A 14970-nucleotide genomic window follows, 5' to 3' on the forward strand; every position below is an offset into this window, starting at 1 on the left:
TTTGCAGCTTACCTAAAAAAACGATTAGAAAAACTGATTAATTATTTTCGACTTTCTCTAACTCTTCAACCAATTGCTTCTTATCTAACCCTTCCCCTATTACTACCAAGTTTGTCGGGAAACCGAAGTCTTGTTCCAATAAAGTCGGTACCCCAAACGAATATTGGAATAGATGAGGGTATTTATCTCCATGAAATTTCACAAAACCTTTCACACGATAAATACTATCTGGTAAATTCGAAAGCCATTCATATAATTTGTCTTGATCAATCGATTTCGTAAATTGATACGTCATTGTTTGTATATGTAAATGCTGTTTAACATGAAGTGTCTCGTGTTCTCCATCACTCGCAAATTCAGCTTCTTCTATATCATCTAAAGATATATTACAATACTTTGTTTCAAACAATTTCGCATGATTATTTATTACTTTTACTTCTTCAAGTACTTTGTTCTTATCCGAATCTGTTAGTAAATCTGATTTATTAATAAGAATGTGACTACCAAATTTCATTTGCTCATGCAGTAACTGCTGCACATTTGCACTTAATATACTTCGATTCAACCATCTTACTGCATCTAATACGACTACTATGGATTTCACTTCAAGGAAAGGAGCTAAAATTGGTGATACACATGCATCTAACACTTCAATTGGATGTGCGACGCCTGTTGTTTCTATATAAATTACATCTGGTCTTTCCTGTTGATATAAAGAGTGTAATTGTATTTCAAGCTCTTCTTTCAACGTACAACAAATACATCCCTTCAGAAGTTCCCTTAACACATTCTCTTTTCCAATAATATCTGTATCTACCGAGTATTCACCGATTTCATTCATTAACACGGCAACTTTTCGATTTTTCTTCTTTTCTGCTAATAATAAATTTTGCAGCAATGTTGATTTTCCGCTACCTAAAAAACCACCTAATATATGAATTTCTACTTTACTCATTCGACCGACCATCCATTTCTCTACTTCAAATTTCTTCAAAGCGTAATTATTACGATTTATACTTATCATTTTATTAAAAGAATACCTATTTGTAAACAAAACTGCTAGATTATCGTTTCATTTTCATTCACTTCATGAGCAACTCTAATTCCAGACTCAATCGCTCCTTGCATCCATCCATGTGTTAATGTCGTATGTTCTCCTGCAAAGTGCACCCTTCCAGCTGGCGGCGTAATATATGGAAACAATTCAAGCTCTTGCCCTGGTTCAAAAGCTGTAAATGCTCCGCAAGAATACGGATTTTGACTCCAACTAAAAGATTCTCCCGCAACATACTCACTATAAACCACATTCCCATAAATTTGCGCTAAATTTTTCAATGCATAACGAATACGATCTCTATGCGAGAGACTATCCCACGTTAACGCTTCATCTGCCCACGTATAGCTTGCTATAACGATAGCTGCCCCTGGTGACTGAATGCCATAGCTCGGATAATATGTAAAGCGGATAGGTAAATCTGTAATTGACTTACCACCATATTGTCCTGCTCTTTCCCAAAATCTACTTTTAAACTCTATCGCAATTTTAGTTGAAGCAATATAATTTAATTCACGAATTGCCCGCCTTTTATAATAAGAAAATAAATGATATGGCTCAACTTCTACAAATCGCAAAGCTGAAAATGGAATTGTGACAATAGCGATGTCACCAGTTACTATAAATGAATTTAACGTTTGTTCATGTGTTACTTGCATCATTACTTTATTATCTTCCTGTATAATTTTTTCTACTTTATACGACATAAAAATATTATCCTTTAGCTCTGGTAAAAATGAATTTGGTAATTTATCCATCCCGCCCGTTATCTCATAATATTTCGTCGTTGAAGTGAAAAAGATCATTTCGCGTAATACTTCAATTAAAGACATTCCCATGTATGCTTCCATATCAAGAAGTACTCCGATCATATCTATTGCCCCATCTGAATAATACTCGGTTAAAAATGAACCGAGCGAATATGTTTTATACTTTTTTTCAACAATAATCCAGTTTTTATTAGGATCTTTCTTAATATAATTAAGTATCGGTTCCAATACCTCTAACATTAATCCTTCTGCCGTTTTCCCCTTTCCTTTATCTAAAACTGGATATCCAAGTACACTTGGGTCCGTTTCAAACACATCCAATCTCGTTTTTTTGTTATTCGTATAAATTATATCTGAAGAAGTTTTATTAATAAAAAGGTTTAACGGTAGTTTAAATTTACGAATGTAGGCTAAAGTTAAATCATGAGTATCCGGAATACGCATAGGGCCTGCGTTAAAATATAACCCTGCGCTAAATGGTTCACGAATCGTATACACCCTGCCACCTATTCTGTTATTCGCTTCTATAATCGTTACCTCGTGTCCAGCCTCTTTTAATAAAGATGCTGCAACTAAACCAGATATCCCCGCACCGGCAACTGTAATCCGCTTGGGGGTATTCGTTTTGGCAAGCCCTTCATGAATAATTTGAAGCATTTTTTCCATCGATAATGGATTCCTCATGCCAATTCCCCTTTTACGAAGGATTTTACTGAATTATATTCGTTTAACAGAATTCCTATGTTTCATTCAAGTAATTGAGTGGATACATTTTCAATCACTTGAATATCTTTTATAAAATGTAATAAAATAGATATGAAACTATAGAAGTAAGACGTATTATCTTACATAATAAAATTTATGAAATAGCGAGGAATTTTGAAATGAAAAAAGGTATTAACCGTGTTGTATTAGTAGGAACAGGAGCAGTTGGATGTAGTTATGCTTACTGTATGATTAACCAAGCTGTAGCTGAAGAATTTGTTTTAGTTGATGTAAATGAAGCAAAAGCTGAAGGAGAAGCAATGGACTTAAGCCATGCCGTTCCTTTCGCACCAGCTCCAACAAAGGTTTGGAAAGGTAGTTATGAAGATTGTAAAGACGCAGATCTTGTTGTAATTACAGCTGGATTACCACAAAAGCCAGGTGAAACACGCTTAGATTTAGTTGAGAAAAACGCTAAAATTTTCAAGCAAATTGTTCGTAGCATTATGGATAGCGGCTTTGACGGTATCTTCTTAATCGCAACAAACCCTGTAGATATTTTAACTTACGTAACTTGGAAAGAATCTGGATTACCGAAAGAACGCGTAATCGGTTCTGGTACAACTCTTGATTCTGCTCGTTTCCGCTATATGTTAGGTGAGTACTTCGATATTGGACCTCATAACATTCACGCTTACATTATCGGAGAGCACGGTGATACAGAACTTCCTGTTTGGAGTCACGTATCAATTGGCATTCAAAAACTAGAAACACTTCTTGAAAAAGACAACACATATAACCAAAAAGATTTAGATGATATTTTCATAAACGTGCGTGATGCAGCTTACCATATTATTGAACGAAAAGGTGCTACATACTACGGTATCGGCATGTCACTTTTACGTGTCACGAAAGCAATCTTAAACAACGAAAACAGCGTATTAACTGTATCAGCATACCTTGAAGGTCAATACGGCCAACAAGATGTTTATATTGGCGTACCTGCTGTCTTAAACCGCGGAGGCGTTCGTGAAATTTTAGAAGTGGAATTAAGTGAAGAAGAAGAATTAAAATTCGATCACTCTGTTCAAGTATTGAAAGAAACAATGGCTCCTGTTCTTTAATCGTATATTTAAACAAAAAAGCAATCCGATTTATATTGGATTGCTTTTTTATATTTTTATAGTTCCCCCTCAATTTAAATGGTAATATTATCTATACAAAGGAGTGATTTCATGAACGATTCTTGGACGATTGTCATCCTCTTACTAGCTGTAGCAGCTTTAATACTTTTCCTCTTTTTAATCATCAGAACGCTATTTCCAACTAAAAAATATGATAAGAATCTCGGATTGATTCTTATTATTTTAAGCTTATTAACAATACCGATAAGTATCTTCCTTATAGGAGGATGGGCAGGTATGGGGGTTGGCGTAATCGCAGTGTTTCTTTTCGCCGCCGTTATTATAGCTTTAATTGCAAATAAATTTATAAAACTACCTCCTCCAAAGAAAAAATAAGAAATAACCGATGTTTCCCCAAAAGACAACATCGGTTATTTCTATCACTTATTACTTTTAATCGATTTATCATTATTTACGTCAAGTACATCTAATAAAAAGATAAAGATCGGTATCCCAATAATAAGCCCCCATATTCCGAGGAAATGCTCTGAAAAGATGAGAATCATAAATGTATAAAAGACAGGCAAATTCGTTTTTGCAGACATAAATTTTGGATTTAAAAAATAACTTTCAAGAGCATGGATTATTGTAATGAATACTAGTATGTATACAACATACATAACCCCGCCGACGTTATAGGCAATGATACAAAGTGGAAACAAGGAAATAATAACACCAGCAACTGGAATCAAACCGAGTAGAAAGACCATGACAGCCAATACAAGAAGCTGTGGAAATCCTAAAATGACAAGTGCAATTACAGTGAGCACACAATTTACAACCGCAATTAAAAACTGTGCTTCAATCACTTTTCCGAACGATCTTGCAAATCTTTCACCGAAATATGCAATCTCCTCATAAAATATTTTCAGCTTACTATCTTTAAATTTCGAAGTAAATGCTATAATACGTTCTTTTTCTAATAAGAAAAATAAGCTTAAAATAAGAGAAAGTAGTATTTGTAAACTGACTTTTCCTATGTTTGCTATCGATTGATAAATGACATCTACACCTTGTTCGATATATTTCGATACTTCCATTCCATTAATTGTCGAAAGTGCATATTTAATTATCTCGTTATCAGGTGGGTTTTGAAAAAACAATTTAAATTGATAAATTAATTGTGAAATTTGTATCGTTAGTACAGGCAAATATTTATATAGTGTAGTTACAATAAACGTCACTAATACAATATATAAACAAGCAATAACCACTTTCCTATTTACTTTCAATTTTTTTGAAATAAACTTTTGAAATCGATCCATCAAAAACGTGAGAATAAACGTAATTAATATTAAATTAATCATACTTTTTAATCCATATAATACAAGCACTAATATTATTAAAACGAGAAACCGTTGAAACCCTCTACTTCGAAAGAAATTTTTCACTTCATTCATTAAAAATTAACCTCCCCCTTCAATGGATGGAAATTGAATATATTACATTTTATGAACTTCTATAGACAATCTTTCTTACTAATTGGGAAGAATCCTTTTTTTCTTTTTAAATGTCGGATTTTTCATCTAATACTTTTCTAAAAACTATTTTTCAACTCTATATTTTAGGAGAACGCCTATTTTCAGATTGTTGCTCCTTAGTAGATTTTTCATATTGAAAAAAGAGAGTTATCTATTACTTAACTCTCTCTAGAAAATTGCTAAATGAAAAGCTTAATTATTTCTTTTTTGCATTTGCTTCGCTAACAATTCCTTCACTTGGTTATACGTTAAACCTGAATTTTTGTTTAAACGCTTTACTTCCTCGACATCAGTACCTACCACTGTATATTTTTTCTCATCACTCATGTTTCCACTTCCTTTTTCACCAGATCATTTCTTATATTTCTTCCCTAAACTCTTACAAATTAACACAAATAAGCTGTACTAAATTAAATAGACTATGTTCAATAGCTAACGGAAGTTTAGTTGCATAAGAGGAATAGATAAAAAAATGTCGAATTTATTTATTTGTTGAAATTGAGGACTTGGAGGATACATTTTGAAGAAATATGAGTTTAAAAATAACATTCCAACATTGGAAGAGTACAAATATTTGTGCGAGTCTGTTGGATGGACTAATTATATGAATTTTGAAGTAGTGGAAACATCACTGAAGAATTCTATCCACTGCATCACAGTCAAGGATAATGAACAAATTGTGGGCATGGGGAGAATTGTTGGTGATGGGGCTATCTATTTCTATATTCAAGATATAGTGGTTCATCCAGATTATCAGAAAAATGGTATTGGGAAAAAAATAATGCATATCTTGGTTGAATACTTAAATCAGAATGCACCTGATAAGGCGTTTGTCGGTTTGTTTGCATCACAAGGTAAAGAATCTTTCTATGAAAAATATGATTTTAAAGATTACTCACCGAACATGACGGGGATGTTTACTGTCCTTTCAAAAAAATAAACATAATAGATTTTTAATTATACGTCATCAATATTAAAGAAATTGTTCTCACAGTAACCCTTTTATTATTAAGCTAAAAGGATGCTTATCTTAAATAAGATCTTCCACGATTGGGTGTGAATATTAAATAAGAAAGGACAGTACATAGTATATATACTGTCCTTTCATTTATCTAACTTTTTTTAATTTTGATTTTGAATTGTATTTTTTAATAAAATTTCACTACATCTTCAGTAGGTAAGAATGTTCTTTCCCCTGGTTGTTCATTTGGCTCACCAAATGGCATTTGTCCTACTAAGCTCCACTCTGCTGGAATGTTCCAAGTTGCTTTCACTTCAGCATCTACGATTGGATTGTAATGTTGTAATGACGCTCCAATTCCTTCAGCCGATAATAGCATCCATACAGTATGTTGTAGCATTGCATTTCCTTGATGAGACCAGAATGGGAACTGATCTTTATACAATGGTGCATTTTCTTGCATTTTTTCTACTGTTGCTTGATCTTCAAAGAATAGAACTGTTCCTACACCTGCATGGAAGCCTTTTAGTCTTTCTACAGTTGCTTCAAAGCTTTCTGCTGGCACGCGTGATCTAAGCGTTTCTTTTACGATGTCCCAAAACTTTTCATGCTCTCCATCCATTAATACAACCATACGGCCACTTTGCATATTGAAAGAAGTCGGTGCATGTAAAGCTGTTTTTAAAACTTCTTCAATTCTTTCTTTCGTAATTGCATCGCTCTTTGTTACTTTACGAATTGAACGACGGTTCACAATTGCTTCTTTTAAGTTTGTTGTAGTTGCTGACATTTTAATTCCTCCAAATATATGTTTTATTATTTTTATTTAAACAAATCAATATGATTCTTTAGTGTAAGACGAATTAACAATATCCATCCGTATTACATTTCATTCCCTCAAATGAATTTGTTTTATCTTTTTCAATTTCTTTATCAATTACTCTTTGTAACGTTTCTTTACTAGCAAGCCCTTGAATGACTTCATCACCAATCATGACAGTTGGTACCGCCATAATATTCGCTTCATCATATGCATGCTGAATTGCTTCTTGATGCTTTTCTTTATATTTACGAGTTACTAAAGCATCTTTAAATTCAGCTTCAGGAAGCCCTACTTCTACCGCCAATTTTGTTAAAACATCAATATCCTCAATGTTTTGTTCTTCTTGGAAAAACGCTGTAAATACTCTATGATGATACTCATTTCCAAGTCCCAGTTCTTTCGCAAATTGACATCCTTCGAAAGCTAAATGTGTGTATGGATGCGGCGAAACACGTGGTAAGCGCATTTCAATTCCTAATTTCTTTGCAGTAGGAAGAATGAAAGCATCCCATGAACCTAACTTATCCGGTTCGTTCCAAGGATCTATTTTAGAATATGGACTTGGACGTAATTCAAATGGCATCCATTCAATCTCTACATCTTTCTCTTTCGCTACTTCATCTAACGGACCTTTTGCTAAAAAACAAAACGGACATATAAAATCTGAGTATACTTTCATTTTTACAGTCATACTTTTACACCTTACCTTTATAGTTGTAATCGAAATAGTTACATTATTAACAAAAAAATATAGATATTATTTTACACATTCATTTTCTCTTGCAAAGATTCAAATAACTGCCCCATCGAAATATTTCTCAAAACTTCTTCCATCGCAGATTGAGCTTGAATTAAAATAACTTCTAACACAGCTTGAATATTTGCTCCAATTGGACAATCTGGATTTGGTTGTTCATGAATGTGAAATAGTTTGTCTTCTTCTACTACATTCACTGCATGATACACATCTAACAATGTGATTTCATGTAAATCCTTTAATAATCCCGCACCACCTGGTCCACGATTTACGTAAACAAATCCAGCTTGTTTCAAGTAAGACATTATTTTACGAATTACTACCGGATTTGTATTTACACTTTCGGCCATATAGTCTGAAGTGCAAAGTGAAGATGGATTGTTTTTCAAAATCGATAACATATGAACAGCTATAGAAAAGCGGCTACTAATTTTCATCGTGATCACCACCTTGATGTAATCATTATAGTTACAACAAAAAAATAAGTCAATCCTTTTCATTGATTTTTTATAAGCAAATTAAAAAAGTGTCCCATTATGATATATGAGACACCTCTTTTTATTCTGCAAATAACTCTTGGAATTCCTCAATAAATAGCTGTACGGCGAGTGAAGAATCCTTTAATGAAGGAACAGCTAAAGCGATTTCTCTCCATACTTGTGGTTCCAATTCTCTCGTTTGTATATTCTTCGGTAAACTCGTCAAAGATAACTCAGCCAAAATTGCGAGCCCTAATCCTTCTTGAATCATATTTAAAGCTGTAGTAACTGTCGAAATTATATACTCAGCCCGAAGTGGTACATTCGCTTGTTTAAACATATCGAAAATGGGTGGTTCGTATCCGCCCTTACATAATATGATCGGTTCATTCTCTAAATCACTAATTGTAATAGAGTCCTTCTTACAAAGAGGATGATCCTCTCTTAAAATAACAACCATTTTCCCCTTCGTTAGTGGGACAATCTCCATATCTTTATTAGGCAAAATAACAATTCCTATATCAACAACCCTCGATACTAACCAATCTTCAACTTCTTTAATCGTTCCTTCACAAAGAACGACTTCTAAGTTCGGATACTTTTCCTTAAAAAGATTTATCATTTTGGGTAAGAAATGTGCAGAAGCACTCGGAAAACTCCCAATTCGAATCGTCCCAACTTCGTGCCCTTTCTCCATTGCTACTTCTTGCTCAATTTTCTCAATTCCATTCAATATTTCTCTAATATGAACAAGAATTCTCTCTCCTACGTCAGTAACAATTAAGCCTTCTCTCTTATCACGTATAAGAATCGTAATATCTAATTCTGACTCAATACTTGAAATGGCATGACTGACAGCAGGCTGTGTCATATTAAGTGCTTTTGCTGCTTTCGTAAAACTACCTAATTCAACCGTTTTAATCAAAACTTGTAGTTGTGTAATGGTCATAACTAATCACTTATACCCCTTATAAAAAAGATTCATTTTATTTATCATAGTCGATATCATATCATAGTGAAATGATATACAACAAGGAGGTCTTACAGTGACACAGCTTTCTCGAACAAAAACAGCCATAATCCTTACCTTTCTTGTTATTATGTGGGGGATTAATTGGCCTTTATCTAAGTTTGCCTTGCATTATACACCACCTGTTTTATTTGCAGGCGTTAGAACTTTAATTGGAGGATTCATCCTACTTATTTTCGCATTACCGAAATACAAACAGTTAAATTTAAAGGAAACTTGGCATCTATACTTTATTTCATCTTTACTTAATATTATTTTATTTTACGGATTACAAACTGTTGGACTTCAATACATGCCCGCCGGACTATTCTCCGCAATCGTATTTCTCCAACCTGTCTTACTCGGCATTTTCTCATGGATTTGGCTTGAAGAGGCAATGTATGGCTTGAAAATTTTCGGACTTATTCTTGGATTTATTGGTGTAGGGGTTATTAGTTCTAGTAGTTTAACTGGACATATTTCTATTATCGGTGTTCTACTTGCTTTAGGATGTGCTATCGGCTGGGCACTCGGCACAGTATTTATTAAGAAAACTGGACACCGCGTTAATGCCATTTGGATGGTAACACTTCAGCTTATTATTGGCGGATTTTGCTTAATCGGATTTGGTTCAGAATTTGAAAGCTGGTCTAACATCGCTTGGAGTATACCATTTGTAAGTGTACTACTATTCATCTCAGTCTTTGTTATTGCAATGGGATGGCTCGCTTACTTTACACTTGTAGGAGCTGGTGAGGCAAGTAAAGTTGGGGCTTATACGTTCCTTATCCCTCTTATCGCTATTATTGTAAGCTCTATTTTCTTACATGAGGCCATTACAATTAGCTTATTCATCGGACTTTTATTTATTATCGTAAGCATTTGTTTTGTAAATATAAAGCCGAAAACACTTGCTGTAGGGCAGCAAGTTGAAGTGAAATAAATAGACATAAGAAAGAGCCTACTTTTTGTAGGCTCTTTCTTATGTCTATTTTGTGCACCATCACTTTAAGTACCAACAAAAAGGGAAATCTCTCTTTTTGTTATAACTATCCATATCAATAATCTTTCAGCTCTATCCCGTTAGCAGCTTTCGCTATCATTTTCGAAATCATCTTAAATTGTACAACCATAATGGTTGGTATACGCAACATTAAGTTGCGAAGAAAGATTTTGAAGTTTGATTTTTCAACCATACTCCCGGCAGCTATTAATCCTATCTTTTGATTTTTCTCAACAAACTTTCTCATTTTTTGTTCATAGGCAATAAATGCACGGGCGAAGTCGCCATCTGCAGCTTTGAGTTCACCAGCTAATACAAAAGCCCCGACAATCGCCAGGCTAGAACCTTGACCCGATAAAGGTGATGGGCCATACGCTGCATCGCCTACCAATGTTACCCGCCCCTTTGACCATGTCGGCATGTGAATCTGGCATATCTCGTCAAAATAAAAGTCTGTCGCATCTCTCATGGTCTTGAGTAGCTGCGAGGTTTCCCAACCTGTCTGGCCTAAGAAGGCATTTTCTACAAGTTTCTTTTGAGATTCTATATCATAGCGGTCATACTTCAATGCCTCTGATTGGAACAAGAACATCCCCCTTGCTTCGGTATTGTCACGAGCACTATACATACCTACTGTTTTGCCTGGTATCGTATAAAGCAGCTGGTGGTGGTCGAGGTTGAGGTAATTCTCGAGGTTAAAAATTGAGATATAACAGCCAAGCGTACGTTTAAACTGTGCTTCGTCGCCAAAAGTTAAGGTGCGCACATTAGAATGGAGCCCGTCCGCACCGATGACCAGGTCAAATTTCTGTGGCTTGCCATGAATAAATTGAACTTCTACACCAGCTTCAGTCTCATGTATAGCGGTAATCGAATCGCCCCAAATGTATTCAACCGTATCCTTGGTTAAATCGTACAAAATGTTACTAAGATCGTCACGCATGATTTCTATGTCCAGACCCTGCTGGTTCCCCATACTCGCTTCGCTTATTTGACCTTCGAACTTGCCCTTGCTGTTCACGAAATAAACACCAGTCATGTTCGTGTCAGCTGCACGAACTTGATCAAGTATGTTCATCCCCTTAAGCACCGTAATAGCTGCACCACGGATATCCACCCCGTAACCACCCGTGCGCAATGCTGGTGCACGTTCTATTACAGTCACGTCGAATCCGTGGCGTTGAAGCCAGTAAGCGAGTGCCGGGCCGGCAATGCTCGCACCAGAAATAAGGACGCTCATCGTTTGTATCATAATTGCTTATTCACTCCTATCCTAATTAAAGCCTTAACATCTCCACAGTATATTCACGACCTATTCTACTTATTTACCACAACAAAATAATAGGAATTTAATTTTCCAACAAAATGGTCCATTTCAAAAAGATACGTCTTTTTATATGCACCCCTCGATTTTGATTAAAGATTAATTTCAGTGGCTTTCAAAAATATTTAATATAAAAATTGTGTCTCAACTTTCCGCTCAGCTGAGCAAATATTCTCGTGGTTTCATTCTTCTCATGACCAAGTAAGCTTTTTATTACTTCAAGTGGCGCACCGTTGTTAATCATATATGTAGCATAGCTGTGACGTTTTACAAAGTTAAGGAAATTTATTAAAGAGCCCAATTCCTCGGCAATAAAATTGAGAATTGGGCTTTCTTCGTTATAAAGTGCTAATACATAGATTATGAATAATACGAATGTCAATTTTTTATTTCCCAATATTTCTCCTCCAATTTCTTGTCATGCCACCCTGAAACAATGCTGGTTCGCTTATGGGCATCTCTAAAAAGTAAAGAACAGAAGATACAAGAAATTATTTAATTTTAACACTTCAAACACGCATCCCCCCTCGAGGCTGCTTAATCTCTAATATTAATTAACAAAGGTCTCATTACTTTCAATGAGACCTTTCAATGTTGCCTATTTTTTACGACGTACTACAAAAATACAAGTACCCACTGACGATACAATCGCCAAAGTAGATAAGACAATTGCTATTGTTTGCATATTAATTGTACCTGCATTCTCTTTCACATTAGATACTTCACCATGTTCTCCTGTTAATGATGTACCTTTTGCAATCGTAGTAAGTGAATGCGGCTTCTCAGCTTTCTCATCGCCTGTCCATTCAACAATTTCTCCATCTTTATATTGTTGATATGCATTCCAAGCTATTTGTTGCTCTTTATCTGGATTTTTAGCAACGAAAGTAAATCGTTGGAACTGACCAGGTAAAATCCCTTCTCCTGTTGCTTCCCATATTACAGTTTTAACTTTTCCAGCTGCATCTTTTTGTTCTTCCACTTTCCACCCTGGCACTGGCTCGTACTGTTGAAACTCGACTCCAGACGGTATTTTCAGTGTGACTTTTGTTGTAGCCATATTCTTTTCAACAGGTACCTTTATTGTGTAAGTCTCCCAAGAGCTAACGTCAGAAGTTGCTGGTTTTACAGTTACGTGAGCACTAACAGGTAACGAAAAAATTCCCATTGCAATTATTGTTGCTATCATTGTTGTTCCTAATTTTTTTATACGTTTCATTCTCTTATAACTCCTTTTCCTCTGTAACTTCTCTTTATCCCGCTATTTGTGGGCAGTAATACTCCCATCTTAAAATTCGGCTGGAACAACGAAGTTAGGTGGAAGCCCTGCTGCCCGTAAAAGCCCGATTGGTGAAGGCTAATAATCAGTGGGGGATGAACAATCCCCCACTGATTAAAGTTTCACTTTATCTGCCCCCTACAATAAATTTATAATCTATATCGAAACTATCAAGGGATTTTGTTAACCCATGAACATGTATATTCCAGTTTCCTGTCATGTTAATATACATTCCTTCAGCTTCATATTCTCCCGGTGACACTGCCGAAACTTTAAATGAACCTTTGCCCATATTCATATCTAAAGATTGAGTCGTCAATACAATTTGTTCCATATCAGTAACAGGCTGTCCATTCTCATCCTTCAATGTAATATGGAATGTATTCTGTCCTACCTTATTAGGGCTTACATGTAAAGTAAGTTCATATCCATTATCTAATTGTTTACTCTCTGTAAAAGGGCCAGTAGGAGGCATTGGCGGTGTTTGTATGTTTGTCATAAAAGCTACGATTATGAAAACGATAATTCCAATGATAAACTCTATTTTCACCGTAGCTCCTAATCCTTGCTGGGCTCGCATTTTCCCTTTCACATAATGAATAATTCCCAATATTCCCATGAAAACGAATAAAAGTATCTTTGCTAATAAGGCTAATCCATACTTCGTATCAAATAAGGAATGAATCGTGGGAATAAAAAATGTACTGTTAAAAAGACCCGTTAATAAAATTACTATGACAGCACCTGTTGCCCATGGTGAAAAACGCTTAATTGCATCCCAATACTTAGTCCACTTGTCATCCTCTTTACGTAAAAGAAGAATAATCGATGATAGACCGCCAACCCATAACGAAGCTGCGAATAAATGTAGAAAGTCCATAACGACAGCAATGTCTTTAAACTTCAAGCCAAATGCGTGACTATTAAAGGCTTTCATAACGAGTAACCCAATAAACAGTAATATTGGAATGCTCCATACTTTAAACGACGAAAGTTTCTCACGCTTCACCGCAAAGTAAGTAACAATCATAAGCAGACTAATAAGAGCCATTTGAGTGATCCATACGTAACCAAAAACAGATAGTTGCAATGTTTCTTTTAATAATAGTGGATCAAATGCTTCTAACCACGAAACATCAGCATTTATTTTCGCTTGCAATGGTAGATTGAATAGTAAGCTAATGAATATACCAATTAATGATATCCATATTATTCTCTTACTCCTTGAGTGAACTTCTATTGCATTCCCTTTATATATAATAAGATTAAAGAATAGGACTCCTAAAAATAGTGAGAAACTTGTATATAGAACCCCGCGTTCCATAATCATATCGATTTGCGGGACATACCCCATCTCTTCTACTTGTACATCGTCTGCTCCCGCTTCGACTAACCCAACACGAAACGGAATAACTCCTTGAATTGGATGTCCATCAGCTGAAATAGCTTTCCATTGAATAGAATAGAGACCGTCTTTAAGATTCTCTTTTAACCCTGCCTCTAATAATTTTTTATTTCTTTTATCAATATGAGCATCTTTTAAATCTACTCTTTTACCTGAAGTATCTCTTACTAACAATGTATTAAAATGTGAAACTTGTATATCCTCATCAAATTCAATTTTCACGACAGTTGGTGCTTTCTTCAACGTTTCATTTTCAGCAGGATTTGATTTCACAACATACGCATGAGCAGACGCGCTTTTTGGTATCAATATAATAAGCACACATGCTATTAATAGCCATGCCCCTAACCTTCTCATTACTTTCACACTCATTTCACTTCTTTCTTCTTCATCGCTACACTTTCATTACTTAATACTTCCTAGTTTGATTTCCTAGCGAAATATTAACCTGATTAAGTATAAATCCCCATACAATATGATGCTTTATTTCTCCCCACCTTTAAACTTTCAATATAATAGTAACTACTCTAATTGAAATAACTTATATTTTTAAAGTCGATTGTAATTATATCATAAAATATATTTATGTAAGTGCCCTAAGAAGAAAAGTTCTCGTGAATCATTTGTGAAGAAAATGTGAAATACATAAAGTGAAACTTTAATCAGCCCTCACCAATGGAGCTTTTACGGGCAGTAAGACTCCCAAAAATAGCGGGATAAATTAAAAGGTGTTACG

At 35.0% G+C, this 14970-nt stretch carries 16 protein-coding genes; 4 read left to right on the top strand and 12 right to left on the bottom strand.

Translation table 11 applies throughout. The annotated features are described in order from the left end of the window. Window positions 1-37 precede the first annotated feature (37 nt). Both QCI75_RS17455 and QCI75_RS17460 read right to left on the bottom strand, forming a co-directional pair. Window positions 38-955, bottom strand: coding sequence for a CobW family GTP-binding protein (locus tag QCI75_RS17455; RefSeq protein WP_186320879.1), 918 nt, complete (start codon window positions 953-955; stop codon window positions 38-40). Between the two features lie 104 nt (window positions 956-1059). Then, entirely contained in the window at window positions 1060-2508 is a 1449-nt protein-coding gene (locus QCI75_RS17460; RefSeq protein WP_353760904.1) for a flavin monoamine oxidase family protein, read from the bottom strand. Between the two features lie 200 nt (window positions 2509-2708). On the opposite strand from QCI75_RS17460, the gene QCI75_RS17465 reads away from it, so the two are divergent. Further along, the gene (locus tag QCI75_RS17465; RefSeq protein WP_000715316.1) at window positions 2709-3653 is read left to right on the top strand and encodes an L-lactate dehydrogenase; all 945 of its coding nucleotides are present in this window, start codon (window positions 2709-2711) and stop codon (window positions 3651-3653) included. 111 nt (window positions 3654-3764) lie between these two features. Beyond that, window positions 3765-4049 (top strand): YesK family protein, encoded by a 285-nt coding sequence (locus QCI75_RS17470; RefSeq protein WP_144505998.1) that lies wholly within the window; start codon window positions 3765-3767, stop codon window positions 4047-4049. A 44-nt stretch (window positions 4050-4093) separates the two neighbouring features. Here QCI75_RS17470 and QCI75_RS17475 read toward each other — a convergent pair whose 3' ends face one another. Together QCI75_RS17475 and QCI75_RS17480 are read right to left on the bottom strand one after the other, a co-directional pair. Further along, the gene (locus tag QCI75_RS17475) at window positions 4094-5113 is read right to left on the bottom strand and encodes an AI-2E family transporter (protein WP_144505999.1); all 1020 of its coding nucleotides are present in this window, start codon (window positions 5111-5113) and stop codon (window positions 4094-4096) included. A 273-nt stretch (window positions 5114-5386) separates the two neighbouring features. After that, window positions 5387-5521, bottom strand: coding sequence for a hypothetical protein (locus QCI75_RS17480; RefSeq protein WP_002086208.1), 135 nt, complete (start codon window positions 5519-5521; stop codon window positions 5387-5389). A gap of 193 nt (window positions 5522-5714) precedes the next feature. Between QCI75_RS17480 and QCI75_RS17485 the strand changes: the two genes are divergently transcribed. Continuing rightward, entirely contained in the window at window positions 5715-6134 is a 420-nt protein-coding gene (locus tag QCI75_RS17485; RefSeq protein ID WP_144506000.1) for a GNAT family N-acetyltransferase, read from the top strand. A gap of 208 nt (window positions 6135-6342) precedes the next feature. Here the strand turns inward: QCI75_RS17485 and QCI75_RS17490 are convergent, their stop codons facing one another. From QCI75_RS17490 to QCI75_RS17505, 4 genes are all read right to left on the bottom strand, one after another. Continuing rightward, window positions 6343-6945 (bottom strand): nitroreductase family protein, encoded by a 603-nt coding sequence (locus tag QCI75_RS17490; protein WP_353760905.1) that lies wholly within the window; start codon window positions 6943-6945, stop codon window positions 6343-6345. A gap of 73 nt (window positions 6946-7018) precedes the next feature. Then, window positions 7019-7669 (bottom strand): DsbA family oxidoreductase, encoded by a 651-nt coding sequence (locus QCI75_RS17495; protein WP_144506002.1) that lies wholly within the window; start codon window positions 7667-7669, stop codon window positions 7019-7021. 71 nt (window positions 7670-7740) lie between these two features. Beyond that, complete coding sequence (locus tag QCI75_RS17500; RefSeq protein WP_098778828.1) at window positions 7741-8172, bottom strand: Rrf2 family transcriptional regulator; 432 nt, start codon at window positions 8170-8172, stop codon at window positions 7741-7743. A 121-nt stretch (window positions 8173-8293) separates the two neighbouring features. Beyond that, complete coding sequence (locus tag QCI75_RS17505; RefSeq protein WP_144506003.1) at window positions 8294-9163, bottom strand: LysR family transcriptional regulator; 870 nt, start codon at window positions 9161-9163, stop codon at window positions 8294-8296. A gap of 97 nt (window positions 9164-9260) precedes the next feature. On the opposite strand from QCI75_RS17505, the gene QCI75_RS17510 reads away from it, so the two are divergent. Beyond that, window positions 9261-10166, top strand: coding sequence for a DMT family transporter (locus tag QCI75_RS17510; RefSeq protein ID WP_144506004.1), 906 nt, complete (start codon window positions 9261-9263; stop codon window positions 10164-10166). A gap of 115 nt (window positions 10167-10281) precedes the next feature. Here QCI75_RS17510 and QCI75_RS17515 read toward each other — a convergent pair whose 3' ends face one another. The 4 genes from QCI75_RS17515 to QCI75_RS17530 form a co-directional block, all read right to left on the bottom strand. Beyond that, on the bottom strand, window positions 10282-11478 hold the full coding sequence (locus QCI75_RS17515; protein WP_353760906.1) for an FAD-dependent monooxygenase: 1197 nt from the start codon (window positions 11476-11478) through the stop codon (window positions 10282-10284). A gap of 187 nt (window positions 11479-11665) precedes the next feature. Further along, window positions 11666-11947, bottom strand: a complete 282-nt coding sequence (locus QCI75_RS17520; protein ID WP_235676345.1) for a tyrosine-type recombinase/integrase — start codon at window positions 11945-11947, stop codon at window positions 11666-11668. A gap of 201 nt (window positions 11948-12148) precedes the next feature. Then, the gene (locus QCI75_RS17525; protein WP_353760907.1) at window positions 12149-12769 is read right to left on the bottom strand and encodes a YcnI family copper-binding membrane protein; all 621 of its coding nucleotides are present in this window, start codon (window positions 12767-12769) and stop codon (window positions 12149-12151) included. A 187-nt stretch (window positions 12770-12956) separates the two neighbouring features. Next, window positions 12957-14606, bottom strand: coding sequence for a copper resistance CopC/CopD family protein (locus tag QCI75_RS17530; RefSeq protein ID WP_353760908.1), 1650 nt, complete (start codon window positions 14604-14606; stop codon window positions 12957-12959). Window positions 14607-14970 lie beyond the last annotated feature (364 nt).

Origin of the sequence: Bacillus cereus group sp. RP43 (assembly GCF_040459645.1) — a bacterium.
Lineage (GTDB): Bacteria > Bacillota > Bacilli > Bacillales > Bacillaceae_G > Bacillus_A > Bacillus_A mycoides_C.

Excerpts from the sequence above, each read along its gene's own strand:
- QCI75_RS17470 (WP_144505998.1), top strand. The coding sequence starts at position 3,765 with ATGAACGATTCTTGGACGATTGTCATCCTCTTACTAGCTGTAGCAGCT.
- QCI75_RS17505 (WP_144506003.1), bottom strand. The coding sequence starts at position 9,163 with ATGACCATTACACAACTACAAGTTTTGATTAAAACGGTTGAATTAGGT.
- QCI75_RS17515 (WP_353760906.1), bottom strand. The coding sequence starts at position 11,478 with ATGATACAAACGATGAGCGTCCTTATTTCTGGTGCGAGCATTGCCGGC.
- QCI75_RS17460 (WP_353760904.1), bottom strand. The coding sequence starts at position 2,508 with ATGAGGAATCCATTATCGATGGAAAAAATGCTTCAAATTATTCATGAA.
- QCI75_RS17455 (WP_186320879.1), bottom strand. The coding sequence starts at position 955 with ATGAGTAAAGTAGAAATTCATATATTAGGTGGTTTTTTAGGTAGCGGA.
- QCI75_RS17525 (WP_353760907.1), bottom strand. The coding sequence starts at position 12,769 with ATGAAACGTATAAAAAAATTAGGAACAACAATGATAGCAACAATAATT.
- QCI75_RS17500 (WP_098778828.1), bottom strand. The coding sequence starts at position 8,172 with ATGAAAATTAGTAGCCGCTTTTCTATAGCTGTTCATATGTTATCGATT.
- QCI75_RS17495 (WP_144506002.1), bottom strand. The coding sequence starts at position 7,669 with ATGACTGTAAAAATGAAAGTATACTCAGATTTTATATGTCCGTTTTGT.
- QCI75_RS17490 (WP_353760905.1), bottom strand. The coding sequence starts at position 6,945 with ATGTCAGCAACTACAACAAACTTAAAAGAAGCAATTGTGAACCGTCGT.
- QCI75_RS17475 (WP_144505999.1), bottom strand. The coding sequence starts at position 5,113 with ATGAATGAAGTGAAAAATTTCTTTCGAAGTAGAGGGTTTCAACGGTTT.
- QCI75_RS17530 (WP_353760908.1), bottom strand. The coding sequence starts at position 14,606 with ATGAGTGTGAAAGTAATGAGAAGGTTAGGGGCATGGCTATTAATAGCA.
- QCI75_RS17465 (WP_000715316.1), top strand. The coding sequence starts at position 2,709 with ATGAAAAAAGGTATTAACCGTGTTGTATTAGTAGGAACAGGAGCAGTT.
- QCI75_RS17480 (WP_002086208.1), bottom strand. The coding sequence starts at position 5,521 with ATGAGTGATGAGAAAAAATATACAGTGGTAGGTACTGATGTCGAGGAA.